The organism is [Clostridium] symbiosum (assembly GCA_036419695.1).
In the GTDB taxonomy this organism is placed as follows: domain Bacteria; phylum Bacillota; class Clostridia; order Lachnospirales; family Lachnospiraceae; genus Otoolea; species Otoolea symbiosa_A.
Window position 1 is genome coordinate 3,345,663 of record CP143946.1, and the last position, 19,818, is coordinate 3,365,480.

The following is a 19,818-nucleotide window of genomic DNA, read 5'->3' on the forward strand; positions in this document are numbered from 1 at the left end:
CTTTCGTGATATTTATCTTTACTGTCCTATCTAATTCCAGAAATCCGTCTTATCTTCAAGCTGAATATCAGCAGCCTTAAATACAGGATTCTTTCCTGCTTTTTTCTGCTGGATATAGTCGTTCATGCAGCGAACGGCCGGTTTAGCGAGAAGGATGATGACCGGAAGGTTGATGATTGCCATCAGGCCCATCAGAACGTCCGCCGTATCCCAGGCAACGCCGAATTCGATCGTCGCGCCGAAGCATACAATCACTGCAGCCAGAATACGGAATCCGTGGAGCAGGTTCTTACTCGGTGTCTTATTGCAGATGAAGCCAAGGCCCATCTCCGCATAGTAGAAGTTTCCAATCAGTGTTGTAAATGCAAAGAGGCAGAGGGCTAACGTAATGAAAATCGTTCCGAAGCCGCCCAATGAATTGGCCACTGCAGCCTGTACATAGCTCATACCTGCCATCTCTTTTGTCGGTGCAACACCCGAGCAGAGAAGCATAAATGCAGTTGCGGTACAGATGACGATCGTATCGATATAAACGGAAAGCATCTGAACAAGGCCCTGTTTTACAGGATGGGAAACTCCGGCAGATGCCGCAGCGTTAGGCGCGGAACCAACACCGGCCTCGTTGGAGAATAAACCTCTCTTGATACCCTGCATAATAGCAGAACCGGCAAAGCCTCCGAAAATCGCCCTGAAATCAAAAGCGCCTTTTACGATGCTAGCAATCATTCCCGGAACCATGTTGATATGGGTAATAACAATAAACAGTGAAACTGCGATATAGAATAATCCCATCACCGGTACGAGCACGCCCGTTACCTTAGAGATCTGTTTTCCGCCGCCGAAAATACAGAATAAGAAAGCAAGCGCCAGAACACCGCCCACAATCTTAGGTGTCAGTGACGGATCATAAAAGCTGTATGCTTTAAATGTATCTGCGATGTTGAATGCGGCTACCATGTTGAAACCGCCCATGTAAGTTACGATTAAAACAACGGCAAACAAAATGCCGATCCAGCGTTTTTTCAGAACTGCCTGAATATAGTATGCAGGTCCGCCGTAAGAACTTCCGTCATCTGCCCTTTTCTTATAAATCTGGGCCAGGGTACTCTCCACAAATGCGGAGGCGCTGCCCAAAAGTGCGGTCAGCCACATCCAAAACATGGCTCCCGGGCCGCCGATACAGAGGGCGGTGGAAATACCCGCGATATTGCCGGTACCGACACGAGATGCGGTGGAAACCATCAGAGCCTGGAAGGATGAGATCGATTTATCATCATCTTTTGGCTCCATTACGACACGGATGGCCTCCTTCAAATAGCGGAACTGGATAAATTTCGTTTTCACGGTAAAATAAATTCCTGCTCCGAGCAGCAGTACAATCAATATGTAGCTGTAAAGCCAGTTGCTGAGTAAACCAATAATTTTTGCGTACAATATATACACCTTCCCTTTCCTTTTTTCGCCCCATCATTACCGCTTTCCGCCAGAAACCCATTTCCCCGGAAAAGGTTATTCTGAAGCGTTCCCTACAGAGTGTCCTCGGCAAACATATGCAGCCGCAATTTCTCCGACAAATATTTTAACATATATCTGCCTGCAATGCTATTCCCTTTTTGATCCAGAGCGGGGCCGTAGATTCCGATGCCCATCTTCTTTTCAACCACTGAAAGGATTCCCCCTCCGACTCCACTCTTGGATGGAATTCCGACCTGCACGGCGAACTCCCCCGAACCGTCGTACATTCCACAGGTCAGCATAATTGTCTTTACCACTCTCACTACATCTGCATCCAGCAGTCTTTCTCCCGTCTCCGGATGGATTCCGCCTCCGGCCAGGACCATTCCCAGTCCCGCCAGGCTTTCCGCCGTCACACTCAGGGAGCACATTTTCACATAGAGATCCAGGCTCTTTTCCACATCGCTGTCTATAATCCCCTTGCTTTCCAGCAGATAAGCGATGGCCCTGTTTCTCGCACTGTGCGTCATCTCCGAACGGCAGACTTTCTCATCCAGGACAATTCCCGGATCCAGACAGAGCTTTCTGGCAAACTGAAGCATTTCTTCAAAGCTGACCACCGGCATCAAATAGCTGGCCACAGCAATCGCGCCTGAATTAATCATCGGATTATATGGATAATTGCTGGAAAGATCCAGCTTCACCAGGGAATTAAATGCGTCGCCGGAGGGCTCCATGCCCACTTTGGCGAACACCTTATCAAATCCGCAGACTTCCAGCGCCGCCGCCAGGGATATCACCTTTGATATACTCTGGATGGTAAAACGGATATCTGTGTCTCCTGCTTTGAATACTTCCCCTCCGGCAGTATAGATGCAGATTCCCAGATGATTTTTGTCTACATTGCCAAGCTCCGGTATGTAAGATGCCGTCTCTCCGTGGACAATTTCCTTCCTGCCTTCCTCCAATGCCTTTTCAAGCATTTCCTGAACCATTTCTTCTCCTCCTTTCCGCCCGATACCGGCCTGTTGATATAATAATTATAACTCTTATTAACAAATTTGTATAATGCTAAATGAATATAACATTATAGCAAAAAGGTTGAACGGGAGTGGGGGTGAAAAATGAGGACGCCGATGTAAGGATGGCGGGCAACGTTCCTACAGGGGCTGATAGAAGCGCATATTTTCAATAAGAGCAGAATACTCTGCCGCTTGTCACATAAGCACGAATTATACTCCGTATTACTCACCTCAATATATCTAATTTGTAAGAAATACTCCCTTTCTTTTTGTGTATTATTAAACAAAAACTCCTCAGAAGACCGCCTGTTTCTTCAGGATCATTTCTCAACCTGCTGTTTCCCGGTGGCCCGTTGTGTTTCCTGTTATGCCTATAATCAACACTTATACTTTCTATAAATTGCACAGATTGGACTATTTTCTTTAATGTTTATACACTTAATGGAGTAACCCCCAATAAATCAAGGTTATTTATTGAAAGCGGAGGTGATGCCGAACAGTTTAGTAACTGTAATTTTACTATTTTGCATATGGGCAAAAACAACTATCAAATGTATCAGGAGGAAAAATTTATGAACACAACGAGTTACAATGTTATCAGCGACCCGCTGCTGCAAAGCGTGGTACAGGACGGCATGCGAATAGACTGGGATGTTCCCGTTGTAATGCCGGACGGTGTTACTCTGCGTGCTGATGTATTCCGGCCAAATGACGGCGGCAGATATCCTGCCCTGCTGACTTATGGTCCTTATGGAAAAAATCTGCATATGAAGGATGGTTTTGAAGCAAGCTGGAACATCTTAAAGCAGAACTATCCTGAAATTTTCGAGGGAACTACAGGTAAGTATATGTGCTGGGAAACAGCCGATCCAGAAAAATGGGTGCCGGACGGCTACGCCATTGTCCGTATTGATTCACGGGGCGCCGGACGCTCAGAAGGATATCTGGCCTGTGCCAGCCCCCAGGAAATCCAGGATTTTTATGACTGTATCGAATTTTTTGCAGAACAGCCCTGGTGCAATGGAAATATCGGCTTGGCCGGCATTTCCTATTTCGCTGTCAATCAGTGGCAGGTTGCCAGCCTGAATCCCCCTCATTTAAAGGCAATCTGCCCCTTTGAAGGCAACACGGATGCCTTCCGTGATAATCTGCGCCATGGCGGAATTTTCAGCGACTTCCGCGCGATGTGGTACCCCGGTCAGGTACTGAGGCAGCAGCACGGACTTGGCGTGAAAGGTCCGGTCAGCTCCATGAACGGTGTGCTAGTCAATGGTCCGGAGACTCTGTCCGAAGAGGAACTGCTGCAAAACCGGGCCGATCCTTCCCTGGACCCCCGGAGTATCGAAGTATTAAACCCGCAGTTCGAACAAAAGCTGACTGCCCTGGAGAAAATCACGGTTCCGGTTCTCTCCTGCGGCAACTGGGGAGGAAACGGCCTGCATCTGCGCGGTAATGTAGAGGGATACAACCGTGTCTCCTCCAAACAAAAGTGGCTGGAGCTTCACGGACGTGAGCATTTTACAGAGTTCTATACAGACTACGGAGTTTGCCTGCAGAAAAGATTCTTTAACTATTTCCTGAAAGGCGAGGGAAACTGGCCAGATGAACAGTCTCCAGTCTATCTGCGTATCAAGCATGTGGATGGCTCCTTTACCGACCGTGCTGAGCAAGAATTCCCTCTGGCACGTACAAATTGGACCAAATTCTATCTGGATACGGTAAACGGCTCCTTTGAGACCTCTCTTCAGACAGAAGGCAGCGCTGCTTATAAAGCCGATTCATCCAGTTTATCCTTCTTCACGGCCCCACTCAGGAAAGACGTGGAAATTACCGGGCCGGCTGCTGCTAAGCTCTTTATATCCTCGACTACCCAGGATGCCGATATTTTTATGATATTCCGAGTATTAGATCCGGAGGGCAACGACGTTACCACCATCTCCGCTTCTGACCAGGAAGGTAATCTTGGCACCGGATGGCTGCGCGCCTCTCACCGTAAGCTGGATACTGAAAAGAGTAAATTCTACAGGCCATGGCATACACATCATGAAAAGGAGATGCTGACACCCAATGAGGTCTATGAACTGGATGTGGAAATTTGGCCGCTGTGCATGACGGTGCCGGCCGGATACCGTTTTGGTTTTACAATCAGCGGCAGAGATTTTTCCCTTCCCATCGCAGCCGATCATACCAGTAATGGCGACTGGAACGTGGACGTGAAGGTTGACAAGGCCAGGGGCCATTCCATCTACACGCACAGCATCGAATATGCTCAGTACGATCCGGACGGGCTCTATTCTGGCAATACTACTGTCTATTCCGATCAGGAGCATGCGTCCTATGTGCTGCTTCCGGTCATTGACTGAACGGAGGATAATGCATGAATAAAAAAATACATTATGGATGGTTTATCGTCGCAGCGTGTTTTCTGATTAATTTTTGCATAATCGGAATCACTTCCCTTGGCGTTTCCGTATTTTTGCCCGCTCTTCGGACAAAGCTCGGATTGACCGGCGCACAAAGTTCATTCGTTCTTTCCATTCAGGGAATCACCACCATCGTGACTCTGAAAATCGCCGGTTCCTTTTATAAAAAATACAGCCCCCGTGTTGTCTGTTTTGTATTCGGTATTTTTGCCGTACTCGGTTTTCTGGTTATGGCCCATTCCCAGTCAATAGGAATGCTGTATGCAGGCGCTGCTCTCACCGGTTTAACTCTTGGAGGAGGCGGCCATATTCCAACCACTTCCCTGGTTAACCGCTGGTTTTCCCAGAAGCGCGGAACTGCCATAGGCATATATTCCGTAGGAGCCAGTATGTCGGGAATCCTGTTTATACCGATTATCTCCTGGGTTATCCAGAGCCGTTCACTGATGACGGCCTTCTATGTGACAGCCATTCTGATTCTGGCCTGCCAGTGCACCGCCTTCCTGATTATCCGCGACTCACCTGCCGATAAAGGACTTAAGCCATTTGGCTACGGAGATGCGCCGGCAGCGGCAAATAAGGCACCGGCCGCTGCTTCGGCAAGCGGCATCACTTATCGTGAGGCTCACAGAATGCCGCGGTATTATCTCCTGGCATTTGTCATATTTGCAATTGGCTTTACCGTGAAACCGGCGCTCAGCCACCGAATGATATATGCCGTCAGTATCGGTTTTGATCAGCTTGCGGTGTCGGCCGCTATCTCAGTTGCCAGTATGGTCAGCTTTGTTACAACGCCAATCTACGGTATGCTGAAAGATAGATTCGGTACTTACACCTCCAACTGGTACATTTTCACTATGTGGACCCTGGCGCTTCTAAGCTTTAACCTGATTACTGATAGCCCGTCTATGATTTACGCCGTCTGTGTAATCTGTACGTTCGGCTCAGTTATAGGAAGCATGAGCTCCCCGTTTTGGGTTACCGACTTATTCGGAACGCGTGACTACGGACAGATTTATTCCGATATGCTGATCTTTTCTAACATCGGTATTATTGTCGGCTCCTATGCCTTCGGCGCAATCGCCGACTTGACAGGAACGTATTTGTCCGGCTATCAAATCTGTGCGGTGCTTGTCGTGATATGTCTTATTATTACTCAATCTTTATACAGAAGCCAGAGCAGAAAAGCCGTTATGCCAGAAACTGCCACTGCCAAATAAAAGGTTCCCGTAAAATAAATGTGCTGCCAAACCGGTAAAATGGCTGGCAGCATCTTTATTTTAATGTATATTGATATTTTTTGTCCGCACAGATGAGGATGCTTTTCTCCCGTAATCGCCGCCTGTCGTTATCTTCAAAAGTGCCACCAGACGCTCCATGTAAGGTTCCAGGCGTTTGGCTTCACTTTTCTTCCACGCTACAATAAATGGATAAGACAACCCTCCCAGCGGAATCAGTCTTAAAGCGGGATCGTCAATTCTCCCGGTCAGTGTAAAAGTTATGCTGTCGTTCATCATCAGATATTTCCGCAGTGTGAAATAATCAACCTTACGGAATTGAAAGGGCAGATCAATTCCGTTTGTCCTGAGATGTTTCTGTATATCCCTTGTAAGCATGGTCTTTTTCAGAGATTCCGGCCAGTAACAGGTTAATCCGTTTAAGTCCGGCCATTTAACAGTATCGAGGCCGGCCAGCGGACCGTCTTTATTGACAAGACCGCTAAGCGGCAGATAGTACAGCTTTCTGTAGTTGATATTCTTATTCAGATAAAACTTTTCCGTATCGACAATATTGATTATATCAAGTTCTCCGTTCAGCAGCTTTTCCTTGATCAGAAGACGGTTGTCAATCTCCACCTCTATGCGGACATCGGGAAATGACATTCGCAGCATTTCCATCGTCTTTTTTATCTGGAGCGATTCATGACCGTCACTGAAGCCAATCCTGATTGGTTTCTCCGACACTTCTTTATAATTTTCCTTCAGTTCATGGATAGACTGGTCAATCTGACCCAGGAAGAGTTTCGCGTCTTCAAGAAATTTAATTCCCGCATCTGTAAGCAGCAGCTTCCCCTTATTGCGGCTGAATAATTTTACCCCGATTTCCTTCTCCAGTTGTGCAATTTTCTGGCTCAACAGCGGCTGCGAAACATTCAGAATTTCCGCTGCCCTCACCATCGTCTGAGACTCCACTACCAGTATGAAGCACTGAAAATGCTGTAAGGTTAACGTCAAATAGCTCGGATTTTCCAAATAAACACCCCAATTCTTTCGTAAACAGATTTTGCGTACATACCTATTCTTCTTAGATACTTTAACTATAACATATCTGTAATCACCGACCAAGTAAAATCTTCTGTATTTACTGAAGCAGGACGGAACAAAACTCATCCATGCTCAATTTGCTGAAATAATCCCTGATATTGCTCCCTCTCAGCCTGTCCCGAACTTCATCCTCCCTCAGCCTGGCTCCCTCCAGAAGAGCCGACAGGTTTACAGAATCCCCATTTCCAAAATAATCTCCGTAGAACTCAATTCTCTGGATGATGCCTCCGCTTACATCCATGTAAACTTCGATTTGTCCAACCCCCTCCACTCTCCGTCTTTTTTGAATCCCACAGTCGGGCGACCTGCCAAAGTTCCAGTCCCACCGGTCATAGACCTCCCTCTTAAGCTTCTCAATCTCCTGAATATCCTTTTCAGTCAGAAAATATGGCTCCAGATGGTATGTCTCAAACATAAAGGAGCGAAGGCATTCCATAAACTCTCCGGTTGTCATGGACTGTGTCAGATAGGGCCGGATGTTCGTCACCCGGCTGCGGACAGATTTAAAACCTTTTGAGCTGTACTTATTCTCCGGCACTTTTAAAGCCCTGGATACCATTTCCAGGTCGGAATCAAACAGGATGGTTCCATGGTGCATCACCCTGTTGCCCTTAATATACTGGGAATTGCCCGAGAACTTTTTTCCATCGATCGTCATGTCGTTTCTGCCGCTGATTTTTGCTTCCACGCCAAGACTTTTCAGGGCATTCATAACGGGCCGGCAAAAAGAAGAGAAATCAAAATCGCCTCCCGTATGGGCGGCGATAAAGGTAAAGTTAACATTTCCCAGATCGTGACAGACTGCCCCGCCGCCGGAAAGGCGTCTCACGACCCGGATGTTATTCTCTTTTACGTATGCAGGATTAATCTCTTCCAGGGTATTTTGGTGTTTTCCGACGATAATGGAACTTTCATTCTGCCAGAGGATGAAAAAGTCCTTCTTTTGAGCCAGCCTGTCAAAAACATATTGTTCCAGAGCCAGGTTAAAGCCGGGATTTGTACACGTATTTTCAATATAATACATCTGGTTTCAGTTCCTCCCCCTTCTCACAGTTTGTATGGCCAAAATCGCATCTGCGGCAATTTCGGCCATTATCTCATGGCCTGCCCGGTTCGGGTGCAGGCCGTCCTCCATATAATATTCTCTCTGTTCACAACCTCTTTGGGCTATCCTCTTTGGAAACTCCGTCTCGAAATCAATCACCGGCAGGCGGAAGAGACGGCTGAACTCCCTCAGCCAGAGGCTGTATTCTTTTCTCTTTTCTCCTGTTTCCCCGGCATCCGCCCATGCCCTCCACGATTCCTTTATTGGAGGGCATGGGAGAACAGCGGTTCCAATCACCGGCTGGCTGGAGGCGGCAAAAGCCATGTGAACCATAGCTCCCATGTTTGCTTTCGCCCCTGCCAGATCGCCGCTGTAAATTAAATCATTTTCTCCACCCATAAGCAGCACGCCATCATACGTCTCACGCTCCAGGTCCCGGCAGAGAACGGCCAGCATTCCGCCTGTGGTATTGCCGTTTATTCCCCGGTTAACCAGCTCTGTGCCCGTTATCCCCGCGCAGAGCGCCGTCCATATGCAGGTTCTCGGCTGGCCGTATCCGTAGGTCAGGCTGTCTCCTTCACAGAGAATTTTCATAAGCAGTTGACCGCTCTGCCGTTCCAGGCGGCCATAAAGGCTTCTCCCAGGGCTTCGCTGACAGTCGGATGAGGATGGACAGTGTGAATAAGCTCCTCCACCGTAGCTTCCGCAGTCATAGCTGCGGAGATCTCGCCGATCATATCGGTGACATGTTTTCCGTACAGATGCACGCCAAGTATTTCACCTGTCTCACTGTCTGTGATAACTTTAAATATACCGTCCGTATCGCCTTCCACCAATGATTTCCCGTTCGCCGCCAGATTAAAACGGCCAACCTTTATATTATCTCCGTACTTCTCACGCGCCTGCGGCTCGGTAAGGCCTATACAGGCAATTTCAGGATCAAGATAAACACAGGAGGGAATACGCTCATAATTCATCTCGTCTGTATGCACCCCACAGATATCTGACACGGCAATCATCCCTTCATGGGAAGCAGTGTGGGCCAGCATAACTTTTCCATTCACGTCTCCTATTGCATAAATATTAGGGATGTTTGAATGCATACGGCCGTCCGTCTTGACGGCTTTGCGCTCAAATTCCAGACCGACGGCTTCAGCATTCAGACCGTCTGTGTTTGGGATCCGTCCCACTGCCATAAGAATCATATCAGCCTTTACACTGTCTTCTTTTCCATCCATTTCATAGTATACCGTATTATCCCTGATTTTTTTAACTCTGCATCCCAGACGGAAATCCACCCCTGATTTGGCAAGACGCTCCCGGGCCAATTCTGAAACTTCCGGGTCCACCATAGGTAATATGCGATCCATAAGCTCCAGAACCGTGATTTTACTTCCCAGTTTATTCAGAAAAAACGCGAACTCCATGCCAATGACGCCTCCGCCTATGACTGCCACTGAAACCGGGGTTTCTTCAATCTCCAGAGCCTCTTTGCTGGTAATAATATGATTATTTCCCTCCTGTTCAATAAACGGAGGGATAAAAACATTGGAACCGGTAGCGATAATAAAATATTCGCTGGTAACCGTGCGATCACCAACTGCCACGGTATGGGCGTCCACAAAGGAGGCTTTCCCCTCCACAATACTGATTCCGTTTCCTCTGAGCAGCCCCTTCACTCCGCCTGATAAGGTTTTGACTATTCTGGTTTTCCGTTGCTGCATTTTTTTCAAATTCAACGTTACTTTTTCCGGTTCCACCCCTTCCACACCGAAAGTGGCAGCCTCGCGGACCTCACTCAGCACTCCGGTCGACTTAATCAGTGTTTTAGTGGGGATGCATCCCACATTCAGGCAGGTTCCGCCCAAATAGGTACTTTCAATAATACATGTCTTTTTGCCCATCTGCGCCGCCCTGATCGCTGTTTCATATCCGCCTGGCCCTGCTCCTATCACTGTTATCTCATATTCATACGCAGAGAGCGATGAACTTGTTATGATTTCCTCCGCCATATTCTCCTACCTTCCTTCCAACTCAGATTAATATTTTGACCGGATTTTCCAGCAGTTCTTTCATATATTCGAGGAACTGGGAAGCTAACAGGCCGTCGATGAGACGGTGATCCACAGAAAGCTGGATGTTCATCATTGGACGGATTGCAATTATATCTTTCCCTTCTTCATCTGTCAGCACCACCGGTACTTTTCTCACAGAACTGACGGACAAAATAGCTGCCTCCGGGGCGTTGATGATAGCGGTAAAGTTGCCGATACCAAACATTCCCAGATTAGAGATAGAGAAAGTGCCTCCGCTGTATTCATTCGGTGTGAGTTTCCCTTCTTTGGCCCGTCTCACCAGTTCACGGTTTTCGCAGGCCACTTCCGTCAGCGATTTATTCTGAACGTTCTTGATAACCGGCACTACCAGGCCATTGTCGCCCGCCACGGCCGTACCAATGTTGATGGATTTATATGTTATAATCTTATCGTCTTTCAGGGTGACATTAATGCCCGGAAATTTCTTAAGAGCTTTACATGCCGCCATTACAAGCAAATCAGATACCGCAATCTTAACCTCGCCACTTTCATTCAGCTCTTTCCTGAAGGCTGTCAAATCAGCCGTGTCCACCGCATCGGTAAAGTACAGATGAGGAGCAGTAAACTTGCTGTGTGCCAGTTTATCTCCGATAATTTTCCGGATTCCTTTATATGGTGCTACGGAAGCAATCTGCAGATCCGGGTCCGCCTCCGGTGCGGCTGCAGCAAAGGCGCCTCTTTCTGCTGCGGCCTTCACGTCGGCTTTCATAATTTTTCCGCCGGCACCGGTTCCCTGAATCCCGGAGAGAGCCACATTCAACAGCTCTGCCTCTTTCCTTGCCAGCGGCGATGCTTTAATATCCCTGTACGTAATTCCCCCCTGGAATCCCGTTCCTTCTATTTCCGCCAGTATCTCCGGACTAAGGTTATCCTCTTTCACAAGTTTCTGTGCTTTCGGCGTAAGACGGAGTTTCTTTCCTTCCGGCAGAGCTGGTGCCTGGTTCTGTACGGCTGCAGCCCCCGTCTCAGGCTGTACGGCTTTTGCTTCTGCATCTGAGCTGTTCTGTGTACCTCCCTTCTCTGCGGCCAGGACAACAGCATCCGCATCCTCCCCCGGCTCTCCCAGCACGGCAATTGGTGTAAACACGTCGGCAAATTCCCCTTCGTCCAGCATGATTTTTAAAACCGTACCGTCAGCAGTGGCTTCCACGGGCATGGTCGTCTTATCCGTGTTTATTTCAAATAATATTTCTCCCTTTTTTACAGTATCTCCTGTCTGCTTGTGCCACTTCACAAGCTCTCCCTCATCCATGTTGAATCCCAGCTTGGGCATGATTATGACTTCTGCCATCGCAGCTACCTCCCTTTCTTATTTTCTTCCCACCATTTCACGTATTTTATCCGCTATTTTCTTTTCATCCGGAATAAGCGGAAATTCTAATGCAGGGCTGAAGGGCAGGGGTACGTCCGCAGTCCCCATCCTCTCTATGGGAGCTTCCAGATCATAAAACACATCCGGCATAATACGGGTTGCAATTTCACCAGTTATGCCAAAGCTCTCATGGCCTTCATCGAGAATAAGCAGCTTTCCTGTCTTCTTTACCGATTGGATCATGGTGTCCGTATCTAAGGGCACTATGGTGCGTAAATCGATAAGCTCTGCGCTGATACCTTCCTCCCTGAGTTTTTTTACCGCTTTTTCCGCACGGACTGTCATCATGGAGTTTGCCACCACGGTAATGTCTCTTCCCTCCGTCACAATCCGGGCCTTGCCGAACGGAATGCACACATCCTCCCCCATATCGGGCACATCGTCAAACTTGGTGGTATAAAGCATTTTATGTTCAAAAAACATAACCGGATTATTGTCACGGATGGCCGTCTTTAACAAGCCTTTGCACTCCCCGGCCGTGGAGGGAACAACCACCTTCACGCCGGGAATATGAGCCGCCCATGCGTGAAGCGACTGGGAATGCTGGGCTGCTGAGGAACGTCCTCCGCCCAGTGGCATACGCACTACCATCGGAACATTACACTGGCCGCCGGACATATATGTAATTTTAGCCATCTGATTGAAGAGCTGATCTCCGCAGACCATAAGGAAATCTGCAAACATTAGTTCAATCACAGGACGCATCCCGGTCAGGGCGGCCCCTACTCCCATGCCCACAAATCCCTGCTCTGAAATAGGGGTATCCTTTACACGCAAATCGCCGTATTTATCTCTCAGTCCTTCCGTACACTTAAAATTGCCTCCAATGACTCCTATATCTTCACCCATCTGAAATACCGTGTTATCCCGTGCCATCTCCTCATCCAGAGCCTCACGGATCGCATCACGAATCATCAATTCTCTCATTATATATAGACCTCCTCCTTCAAAAATATTTAATCTACAAACACATCGGCAAATGCTTCCGCTTCTTCCGGGTAAGGACTTTCCTCGGCAAATTTGCAAGCGTCCGCAATCTCTTTATCTACTGCCTCTTCAATTTCCTGAATTTCAGATTCAGTCAGCAGATTCTTCTCCCTCATCACAGCAAGAGGTTCCCTGGACTTCCATGTCGCCAATTCTTCCGGATCACGGTATTCTCCCGGATCTCCTACATGGTGTCCCTGCCAACGGTAGGTTTTGCACTCAATCAGAGTCGGGCCTTCCCCTTTTCTCGCACGCTCCACAGCTCTGTTAACAGCCTCATATACAGCATACACATCATTGCCGTCCACAGCTTCTCCCGGAATACCGTAGCCTGCAGCTCTTTTATACAAATCATGTTCCTTAGTAACGCGCCGTATGTCCACAGAAATACCGAATAAATTGTTTTCGATAATATAGACAATTGGAAGATTCCAGGCCGCCGCCATGTTTATCGACTCATGGAACGTGCCTTCATTCGATGCCGAATCACCGAAAAATGCCAGCGTCACCTGGTCTGTACTTCGCAGTACGCAGGAGTAAGCTGCGCCGGTGGCAATGGGAATCTCTCCGCCTACGATACCGTTTGCCCCCAATATCCCTTTATCCATAGCCATGATATGCATCGAGCCACCTTTACCCTTGGAATATCCCGTTTCCTTCCCCAGAATTTCCGCCATCATCCTCTTCAGATCCGCACCTCTGGCTACCAGATGGCCGTGCCCCCGGTGGGTGGAGCCGATATAATCATCTTCTCTTAATGCCATGCAGGAACCGGCTGCTACCGCCTCCTCACCCAGATACAGGTGAGCCAGGCCGGGCATTAATCCGCGTTTATAGAACTCAAATACCTCCTCCTCGAAGCGGCGTGTACGGTACATTACAGTATAAAACTGCCTTGCCAGTTCTTTATCCTTTTTTCCACTCATAATCTCACTACCTCCAAATCGACTTTTTAATACAGTTCTCTGTAAATCTTTCTTACCTGAGCCGCCTTAAGCGGAACGAAACTGTTACTCATCAGGCGACCCTGAGTCTCCATCACACTGTCGGTAAAAGCATCGATATCTTCTAACTGCGTACCGTACATATGAAGGGCTTTTTTTGGCAGAATCTGATTCAATAATTCCTCCAGCTTTTCATATACTTCTTTTACATCACAGTCCAAAAGGGATGCCAGATAACGGTTCAGCACCGCAATCTCACCGTCCTGTTTAATCTCCATATACGCATTCAGCACTCCCGTGAACATAGCATAATTGCTTTCCCCATGCGGCACATGATACTGGCCTCCCAGAGGATACGACATAGCGTGAACCGCGGCACAGCCGGCGGTTCCAAAAGCGATGCCTGCATAATTAGACGCGATTAGGAAATCTTCCAGCAACGGAATATGCGCGTCTTTTCCTCCCAAAGCGATAACCTGATATCCTTTGATAATCATTTCAATGGCCTTATAGCCAAAGAGTTTTGTATAAGGCGTAGCTTTAGGAGACAGTGAGGACTCCACCGCATGAACCAAAGCATCAATTGAACTGGTTGCAAACACGCTAAAGGGCAGGCTGCCCAGTAATTCCGGAATCAGCACCGCGCTGTCTGCGTACATGGCGGGAGCTACAAGTCCCATTTTCGTCTCTATACGTATACGGTTAAATATTGCAATGTTTGTCATCTCACTCCCGGTACCGCAGGTGGTCGGAATAAGAACAAGCTCACGTCTTTTAGGGAGATCCGGCGCTTTCTCATACAGTTCGTCCATCGTCTCTTCTCCGGCTACAGCCAGGACTTTTGCAATATCAATAATCGTACCGCCTCCGATAGCCACAATGCGCTTTGCTCCCGTCTTTACGGTATCTGCCATAATTGCCTCTGCCATCACGTCGGTCGGTTCTCCGGTGCCGTACTGTTCCTGGAAAAGTACGTGACACGAAAGTTTTTCCTTTCCGAAATATGGCTCATATATGTATTCATTGGTCAATATCAGATCGTTTTCTCCCAGCGTAAATTCGTCTGCAAATTCTCTGCATGTTTTATAGCTGTATAACTCCGGTTTCATAATCACTTCTATCATTTTTTCTGTTCCCCGCTTTCTCTTCTTTATTCCGCGTAGCAGAAAGCCCCGGCCAGCCTTGACCAGGGCCTCCAGATTTGAGGTTTTATGGGTTTTGTATTTCAAATTCAAATAGATTTTTATGGAAACAGGCATCCCGGAAAACCGCAGGAGGTAATCTCGTCCGACGGGAACTTAGTGATAACTTCATGTCCCGTTTCCGTGACAACAATTTCTTCCTCAATGCGGGCAGAACCCGTACCATCGGCAGCCGGACACCAGGTTTCGATGGCAAAGGTCATTCCCGGTTTAAATTCAAAAGGATGAGCCTTAGAGAAAAGCGGGGAGATGGCCGGTTTTTCCCACAGGCCCAGACCGATACCGTGGGCAAACTGAAGCAGAAACGCCTCTTTCTCATCTTTGAAGCCAAGTTCCTGGGCGGTAGGCCACATATTCACAACCTCTGCGGTAGTCGCTCTCGGACGGATCACAGAGATACCGTCACGAATCCATTTGAGCGCTTTGGAATACGCCTCTTCCTGTGCCTTCGTAGGCCTGCCGCAGGAGAAGGTACGGTAATAACAGGTGTGATAACCGTTATATACATTGCCGACATCAAAATATACCAGCTCGCCCGGCCGGATCATACGGTTGGATGTCGTATGGCTGTGCGGATTACCGCGCATACCCGAAATACAGTTGACAAACTCTACCGACTCCGCTCCCATCCGGAATAATTCACCCTGAATCAACGCCTCCATTTCATTTTCCGTGGCGCCGGGGCGAAGATGTTTGGCAACCTGCCAATATACTGCATCCACCATGGCAGCGGAACATTTCAGCAATTCGATCTCATCCTCTGATTTAATCATCCTCGCCTCCACCATGGGCGCCTGCCCGTCTCCGATGGTGATCCCCGCTTTTTCAAGCGCCTGGTATAAAGGGATATCTACGATATCAATACCAAGAACTTTTTTGTCTGCGCCATATTTCTTCAAATATGATACAATCTCATCAGCCTCCTGGACCACCATACCGGCCTCTGCCGGGATAGACCCCCGCATGGAGCCGACTGCAGGCATGATATTCTCCGCCGGTAGCCATGACACGTGAAGACGTTTCGAGGGGCAGGCCGGATCAAAGAGAATTGGCTGTTCCACCCCGTCAATCAGAAGGCAATGACGGTTCATCTTATTTCTGTTCCACTCCCCCACATGAGTACCGGTAATATAGCGGATATTGTCAAAATCGTAGCAAAGCAAAGCTCCCAATCCCGATGCCTTTAAATATTCTTTTGCACGGGAAAGCCTGGCTTTTCTCATACGGTCAAAGTTTATATTGTCCTCATAATCCACACCGTTAAATCCTGCTTTCATCCTTAAATCTCCTTTACAAAATATTCATTGTTAAACTGTCCGGTTACTTTGATAAGCCCCATATTTGTTCTGTCCGGATCTTTGAAATAAATCCCTGACTGTAATCCCCGAATGTCCAATGCCGGTCATGCTCATAAAAATCCCTCCTTCGTTTTCTGATATTATGCTGCCATCGTGTTGCCGGCTGCATTGAGCGTCTCTATGTTCTGTTAATTTGAATTGTAAATCCCGGGTATCAGAAAATCAAATTGCTGCAATTTATACAACTATATAAAAATGGCTTATAGCACCTAACCTCATAGCGCCTCCGGGATAATCAAAAGATGGATTTTGTATTCTTATTCCTCTAACTGCTTTAGTGACTTGTGCATGTTGTATATTTTTTCAAAATTCAAATAAATATTTTCAGCAAATCAAACATATTACTACTAATAATAACCTCTATAAGTTTTAATTTTCATTGAATTATAACCGTTTTTTTCTGTCCCTATAGTACACTCCTTTCCGGAGGGTGGAAAAACCTTAAAGGAATGACCTGGAATAATCTGGAATGATCTGGTAAAAATATGCAGAAAATGGGATGATTTCAGACGTTCAAAGAATAGTCTGGCACTGATCCGGAAGTTTGCCATAACATCCTGCGGATCCTGTAGACGTTAAATTGGAATGTATTTACAGAATGGCGGCCAGTGACGCCCTTTCTTTCGCTGGCGCCACAGCACTTCCATTCTTCCTATGGTGTTTGATTGGATTTTTAGATAAATGGTGATTTTATGTCATGATTCTGTATCAGGGTTCTCTGTCCGGATTTTGTTTCAGGTCCTTGTCCAGAGAAGCTTGTTTTGCTCGAAGGCGGCCGTAAGCCTGCCTGTATCTTTTAGCCATGCGAGGTAGGATCGGACGGTGCTGCCTATGAGGACGTACTGTTCGAAGTTCATTGTCAGGCCATAGGCTGTGAACAGGTTTTGGAGGAGGTCTTCGAAGGTGGTAGGAGTCTGGCAGAGGGAGATGATTTTTTCTGCGGTTTCCCAGACTTTGTCGATGTTATATTGTGCGAGGGGCACGATGTTTTCTGTGGCTTCCGCGTGGGCCGGGATGAAGATTTTGTCGGTCATGGTTTTGACTGTTTCGAGTGTTTTCAGGTAGGCGTCCACGTCATAGAGGAAGCTTATCTGGTATTTGTCCAGGGTCTGGCGGCTGGACAGGCAGTCGGCCAGGTAGACTGCGCCGTCCGGGGTCCGGAAACCGACCATGTCGAAGTAGTGGCCGGGCAGCGGGATGATTTCAAAGCCGTTTGGCAGGGCTTCTTTTGTTAATTCGGCTGCATCGCTCTCCTGGGCCATGAGGAATTTGTGGCGCAGATCTTTTGGCGGAAATCCGCCGTACAGGAATGCCGGTTCTAAAACCGGATGTTTTGTGAATTCACAGTTGATGTCGGGCGCGTAGATTTTGCAGCCGGTCTGTCCCTGCAGGTATTTATTGCCGCCGATGTGATCGGCGTTGGCATGTGTGTTGTAAATAGCAGTCAGGCACCAGTTATGCGCTTCCAGAATCTGGCGTACCTTGCGTCCTGCATCTTTGTCGCTGCCGCTGTCTATCAGGCAGACATCGGTCTCATTTAATTTGACGATTCCGATTTTAGACGGATTTTCAACATAGTAACAATGTTCCGTGGCTTGTATTAATTCGTACATACTGATTTTCTCCTTTAACGGCTGGGATAAAATATCGTGTTGTAAATTGTGCAAACATTTTCAAATGGATTGTGGTAGGAATGAGGGATGTCCGCATAAAAACGGACCGCCTGCTTTTCTTCTATAATAATTTCCTGCCCGTTTAAAATAAGCTGCAGTTTCCCGGTAATTACAAAAACGTGCTCTTCCACTCCATCGTCGTGTTTATCGGAATGATGATAGCAGTCCGGGGCAAATTCGATGAAAAAGGTTTCGACATTGCGGATCGGATCATAAGCGAACAGTGGATAGGCACGCATCTTCCCGTCCTCCTCCGTAACAGCCTCCACACCGTCAACGCCGACAACCGTATATTCCACCTGTCTTTCTTCCAAAAAAGACGAAAGCGGCGTTTTCAATCCCGTCGCTATCTTCCAGAGCGTCGTAATCGTGGGAACCGACTGCCCACGCTCAATCTGCCCCAGCATGGGTTTACTGACTTCCGTCAGGAAAGACACCTCATCCAAACTCAGCTTCTTCCTGGTCCGGATTTCCTTCAATTTTTCCCCGATCGTTGAAACTGGTGTAAGCATAAGACCTCCTTTTCAAATAAATTATATAGCATATTTTAATATATTATAGCATATTTTCAATTACATTTCTACTCCCTTGCTTTTTTCGCTTATCATCCGCTTATCATTATTTCGCTTAGCAGAGGACGTCGAAGCCCGCCGTCACTTAGCGATGTCTTTCGCGAGCTTAGCAGCGCTGTGCACTCTATAAGCGCAAGCGGAACCCCATAGGAAATTTCTTTCTTCCGTATTCCTCCTGCAATCAGCATCCACCGGGACTGATGACTCACCTCCCGGCCAATATTCTCATTTCTCCCCACCCTATTTCAAACATCCAATCTTTGTGATATAATTGTCATAAAATGGCTATTATATCCGCACATTCCAAGGTCATTGCAGGAGGGTTTTACTATGAATATGGATATCAACTTAAAGCACCTGGAATATTTCATCACCGTTGCCAGGCTGGGTTCTATCAACAAGGCCGCACAGAGTCTTTTTATCTCCCAGCCCTATCTCGGGAAGATTATCAAAGAGCTGGAGAATACGGTGGGCACCGTCCTTTTTCAGCGCACAAGAGGCGGCGTATCCCTGACCCCCGACGGGGAGGATTTTATGATACACGCCGAGAATATTATCCATGAGATGGAAAAGGTGGAGATGTTTCACGGCCCCGGGACAGATACCGACAGTTCACTGGTTGTGTCCATGACAAAATATTCCCACATTATGGAGAGCTTTATTGATGTCATCATAAAACACAGGGACAATCCCTCCTATATCCACAGGCTGAGTGAAGGAACCGCCGAGGAGGTGATAGAGGACGTCTATTCCGGCCAGGCCAATATCGGAGTCCTGCATTTTGACGGAAAACGCCACACGGAAGTGGCAGCCAGACTTGCCTCGCAGTCTCTGGATTATAATTTTCTCTGCTATGTAAAACCTCATATCCTGATTTCCTGCAATCATCCTCTCCTTCAGGAAGGAAAGCCCGTCAATCTTCACACGCTGGCTCCCTACGGTTTTGCCAGGTATCTCGGGCAGTGCGAGGATTTTACATACCGGATTTTCTCCCAGGATTCCCAATACAATTTAAATTACGGCTCCCGGATCGCCTATCTCACCAGCCGGGCGTCCCTGCTGCACCTGATTTCCAGCAGTGATTTCTATGGGATCGGAATCCACGATTTTACCACACAGACATCTGCCTATCAGGTGCTGTCCATCCCCATCGACGACTGCAACGACAGAATTGAATTCGGCTATATCCTCCCAAAGGGCGTTCCCGTCAATCCAATGACACAGGAATTTATCGACGGGATTAAAAACCGGCTGAAAAATATAAAAGAGGTGTAGAAACGTAATTCCTATGAAGAAAAAAAGAGTCCGCTCATTCAATCCATCAGTGCAGCGAACTCTTTTTCTA

General features: G+C 47.6%; 16 protein-coding genes. 3 read left to right on the plus strand and 13 right to left on the minus strand.

Annotation, left to right across the window (positions count from 1 at the left end; all coding sequences use genetic code 11):
• Positions 1–30 precede the first annotated feature (30 nt).
• Positions 31–1,434, minus strand: coding sequence for an alanine/glycine:cation symporter family protein (locus V3C10_15260; GenBank protein ID WVP60663.1), 1,404 nt, complete (start codon positions 1,432–1,434; stop codon positions 31–33).
• Positions 1,435–1,526: 92 nt separating this feature from the next.
• Positions 1,527–2,450, minus strand: coding sequence for a glutaminase A (glsA, locus tag V3C10_15265; protein ID WVP60664.1), 924 nt, complete (start codon positions 2,448–2,450; stop codon positions 1,527–1,529).
• A 599-nt stretch (positions 2,451–3,049) separates the two neighbouring features.
• Between glsA and V3C10_15270 the strand changes: the two genes are divergently transcribed.
• The gene (locus tag V3C10_15270; protein WVP60665.1) at positions 3,050–4,840 is read left to right on the plus strand and encodes a CocE/NonD family hydrolase; all 1,791 of its coding nucleotides are present in this window, start codon (positions 3,050–3,052) and stop codon (positions 4,838–4,840) included.
• Between the two features lie 14 nt (positions 4,841–4,854).
• On the plus strand, positions 4,855–6,120 hold the full coding sequence (locus V3C10_15275) for an MFS transporter (protein ID WVP60666.1): 1,266 nt from the start codon (positions 4,855–4,857) through the stop codon (positions 6,118–6,120).
• A 60-nt stretch (positions 6,121–6,180) separates the two neighbouring features.
• Here V3C10_15275 and V3C10_15280 read toward each other — a convergent pair whose 3' ends face one another.
• From V3C10_15280 to V3C10_15330, 11 genes are all read right to left on the minus strand, one after another.
• A complete protein-coding gene (locus tag V3C10_15280) occupies positions 6,181–7,290 on the minus strand; it encodes a LysR family transcriptional regulator (GenBank protein WVP60667.1) in 1,110 nt (369 codons plus the stop codon).
• Positions 7,262–8,248, minus strand: coding sequence for a lipoate--protein ligase (locus V3C10_15285; GenBank protein ID WVP60668.1), 987 nt, complete (start codon positions 8,246–8,248; stop codon positions 7,262–7,264). The genes V3C10_15280 and V3C10_15285 overlap by 29 nt, the downstream gene beginning before the upstream one ends.
• A gap of 6 nt (positions 8,249–8,254) precedes the next feature.
• Positions 8,255–8,863: a GDSL-type esterase/lipase family protein gene (locus V3C10_15290; GenBank protein WVP60669.1), complete on the minus strand. Its 609-nt coding sequence runs from the start codon at positions 8,861–8,863 to the stop codon at positions 8,255–8,257.
• The gene (lpdA, locus tag V3C10_15295; protein ID WVP60670.1) at positions 8,860–10,281 is read right to left on the minus strand and encodes a dihydrolipoyl dehydrogenase; all 1,422 of its coding nucleotides are present in this window, start codon (positions 10,279–10,281) and stop codon (positions 8,860–8,862) included. Before lpdA ends, V3C10_15290 begins: the two co-directional genes overlap by 4 nt.
• Positions 10,282–10,303: 22 nt before the next feature.
• Positions 10,304–11,656: a dihydrolipoamide acetyltransferase family protein gene (locus V3C10_15300; GenBank protein ID WVP60671.1), complete on the minus strand. Its 1,353-nt coding sequence runs from the start codon at positions 11,654–11,656 to the stop codon at positions 10,304–10,306.
• Positions 11,657–11,674: 18 nt separating this feature from the next.
• Positions 11,675–12,664, minus strand: a complete 990-nt coding sequence (locus V3C10_15305; protein WVP60672.1) for an alpha-ketoacid dehydrogenase subunit beta — start codon at positions 12,662–12,664, stop codon at positions 11,675–11,677.
• A 29-nt stretch (positions 12,665–12,693) separates the two neighbouring features.
• Positions 12,694–13,650, minus strand: a complete 957-nt coding sequence (locus V3C10_15310) for a thiamine pyrophosphate-dependent dehydrogenase E1 component subunit alpha (protein WVP60673.1) — start codon at positions 13,648–13,650, stop codon at positions 12,694–12,696.
• Positions 13,651–13,676: 26 nt separating this feature from the next.
• Complete coding sequence (locus V3C10_15315) at positions 13,677–14,792, minus strand: 4-hydroxybutyrate dehydrogenase (protein WVP60674.1); 1,116 nt, start codon at positions 14,790–14,792, stop codon at positions 13,677–13,679.
• A 119-nt stretch (positions 14,793–14,911) separates the two neighbouring features.
• Complete coding sequence (locus V3C10_15320) at positions 14,912–16,147, minus strand: Xaa-Pro peptidase family protein (protein WVP60675.1); 1,236 nt, start codon at positions 16,145–16,147, stop codon at positions 14,912–14,914.
• Positions 16,148–16,962: 815 nt separating this feature from the next.
• Positions 16,963–17,841: an MBL fold metallo-hydrolase gene (locus V3C10_15325; GenBank protein WVP60676.1), complete on the minus strand. Its 879-nt coding sequence runs from the start codon at positions 17,839–17,841 to the stop codon at positions 16,963–16,965.
• Positions 17,842–17,855: 14 nt separating this feature from the next.
• Positions 17,856–18,413, minus strand: a complete 558-nt coding sequence (locus V3C10_15330; protein WVP60677.1) for an XRE family transcriptional regulator — start codon at positions 18,411–18,413, stop codon at positions 17,856–17,858.
• A gap of 390 nt (positions 18,414–18,803) precedes the next feature.
• Here V3C10_15330 and V3C10_15335 point away from each other — a divergent pair, with 390 nt between their 5' ends.
• The gene (locus tag V3C10_15335) at positions 18,804–19,748 is read left to right on the plus strand and encodes a LysR family transcriptional regulator (protein WVP60678.1); all 945 of its coding nucleotides are present in this window, start codon (positions 18,804–18,806) and stop codon (positions 19,746–19,748) included.
• The last annotated feature ends 70 nt before the right edge of the window (positions 19,749–19,818 follow it).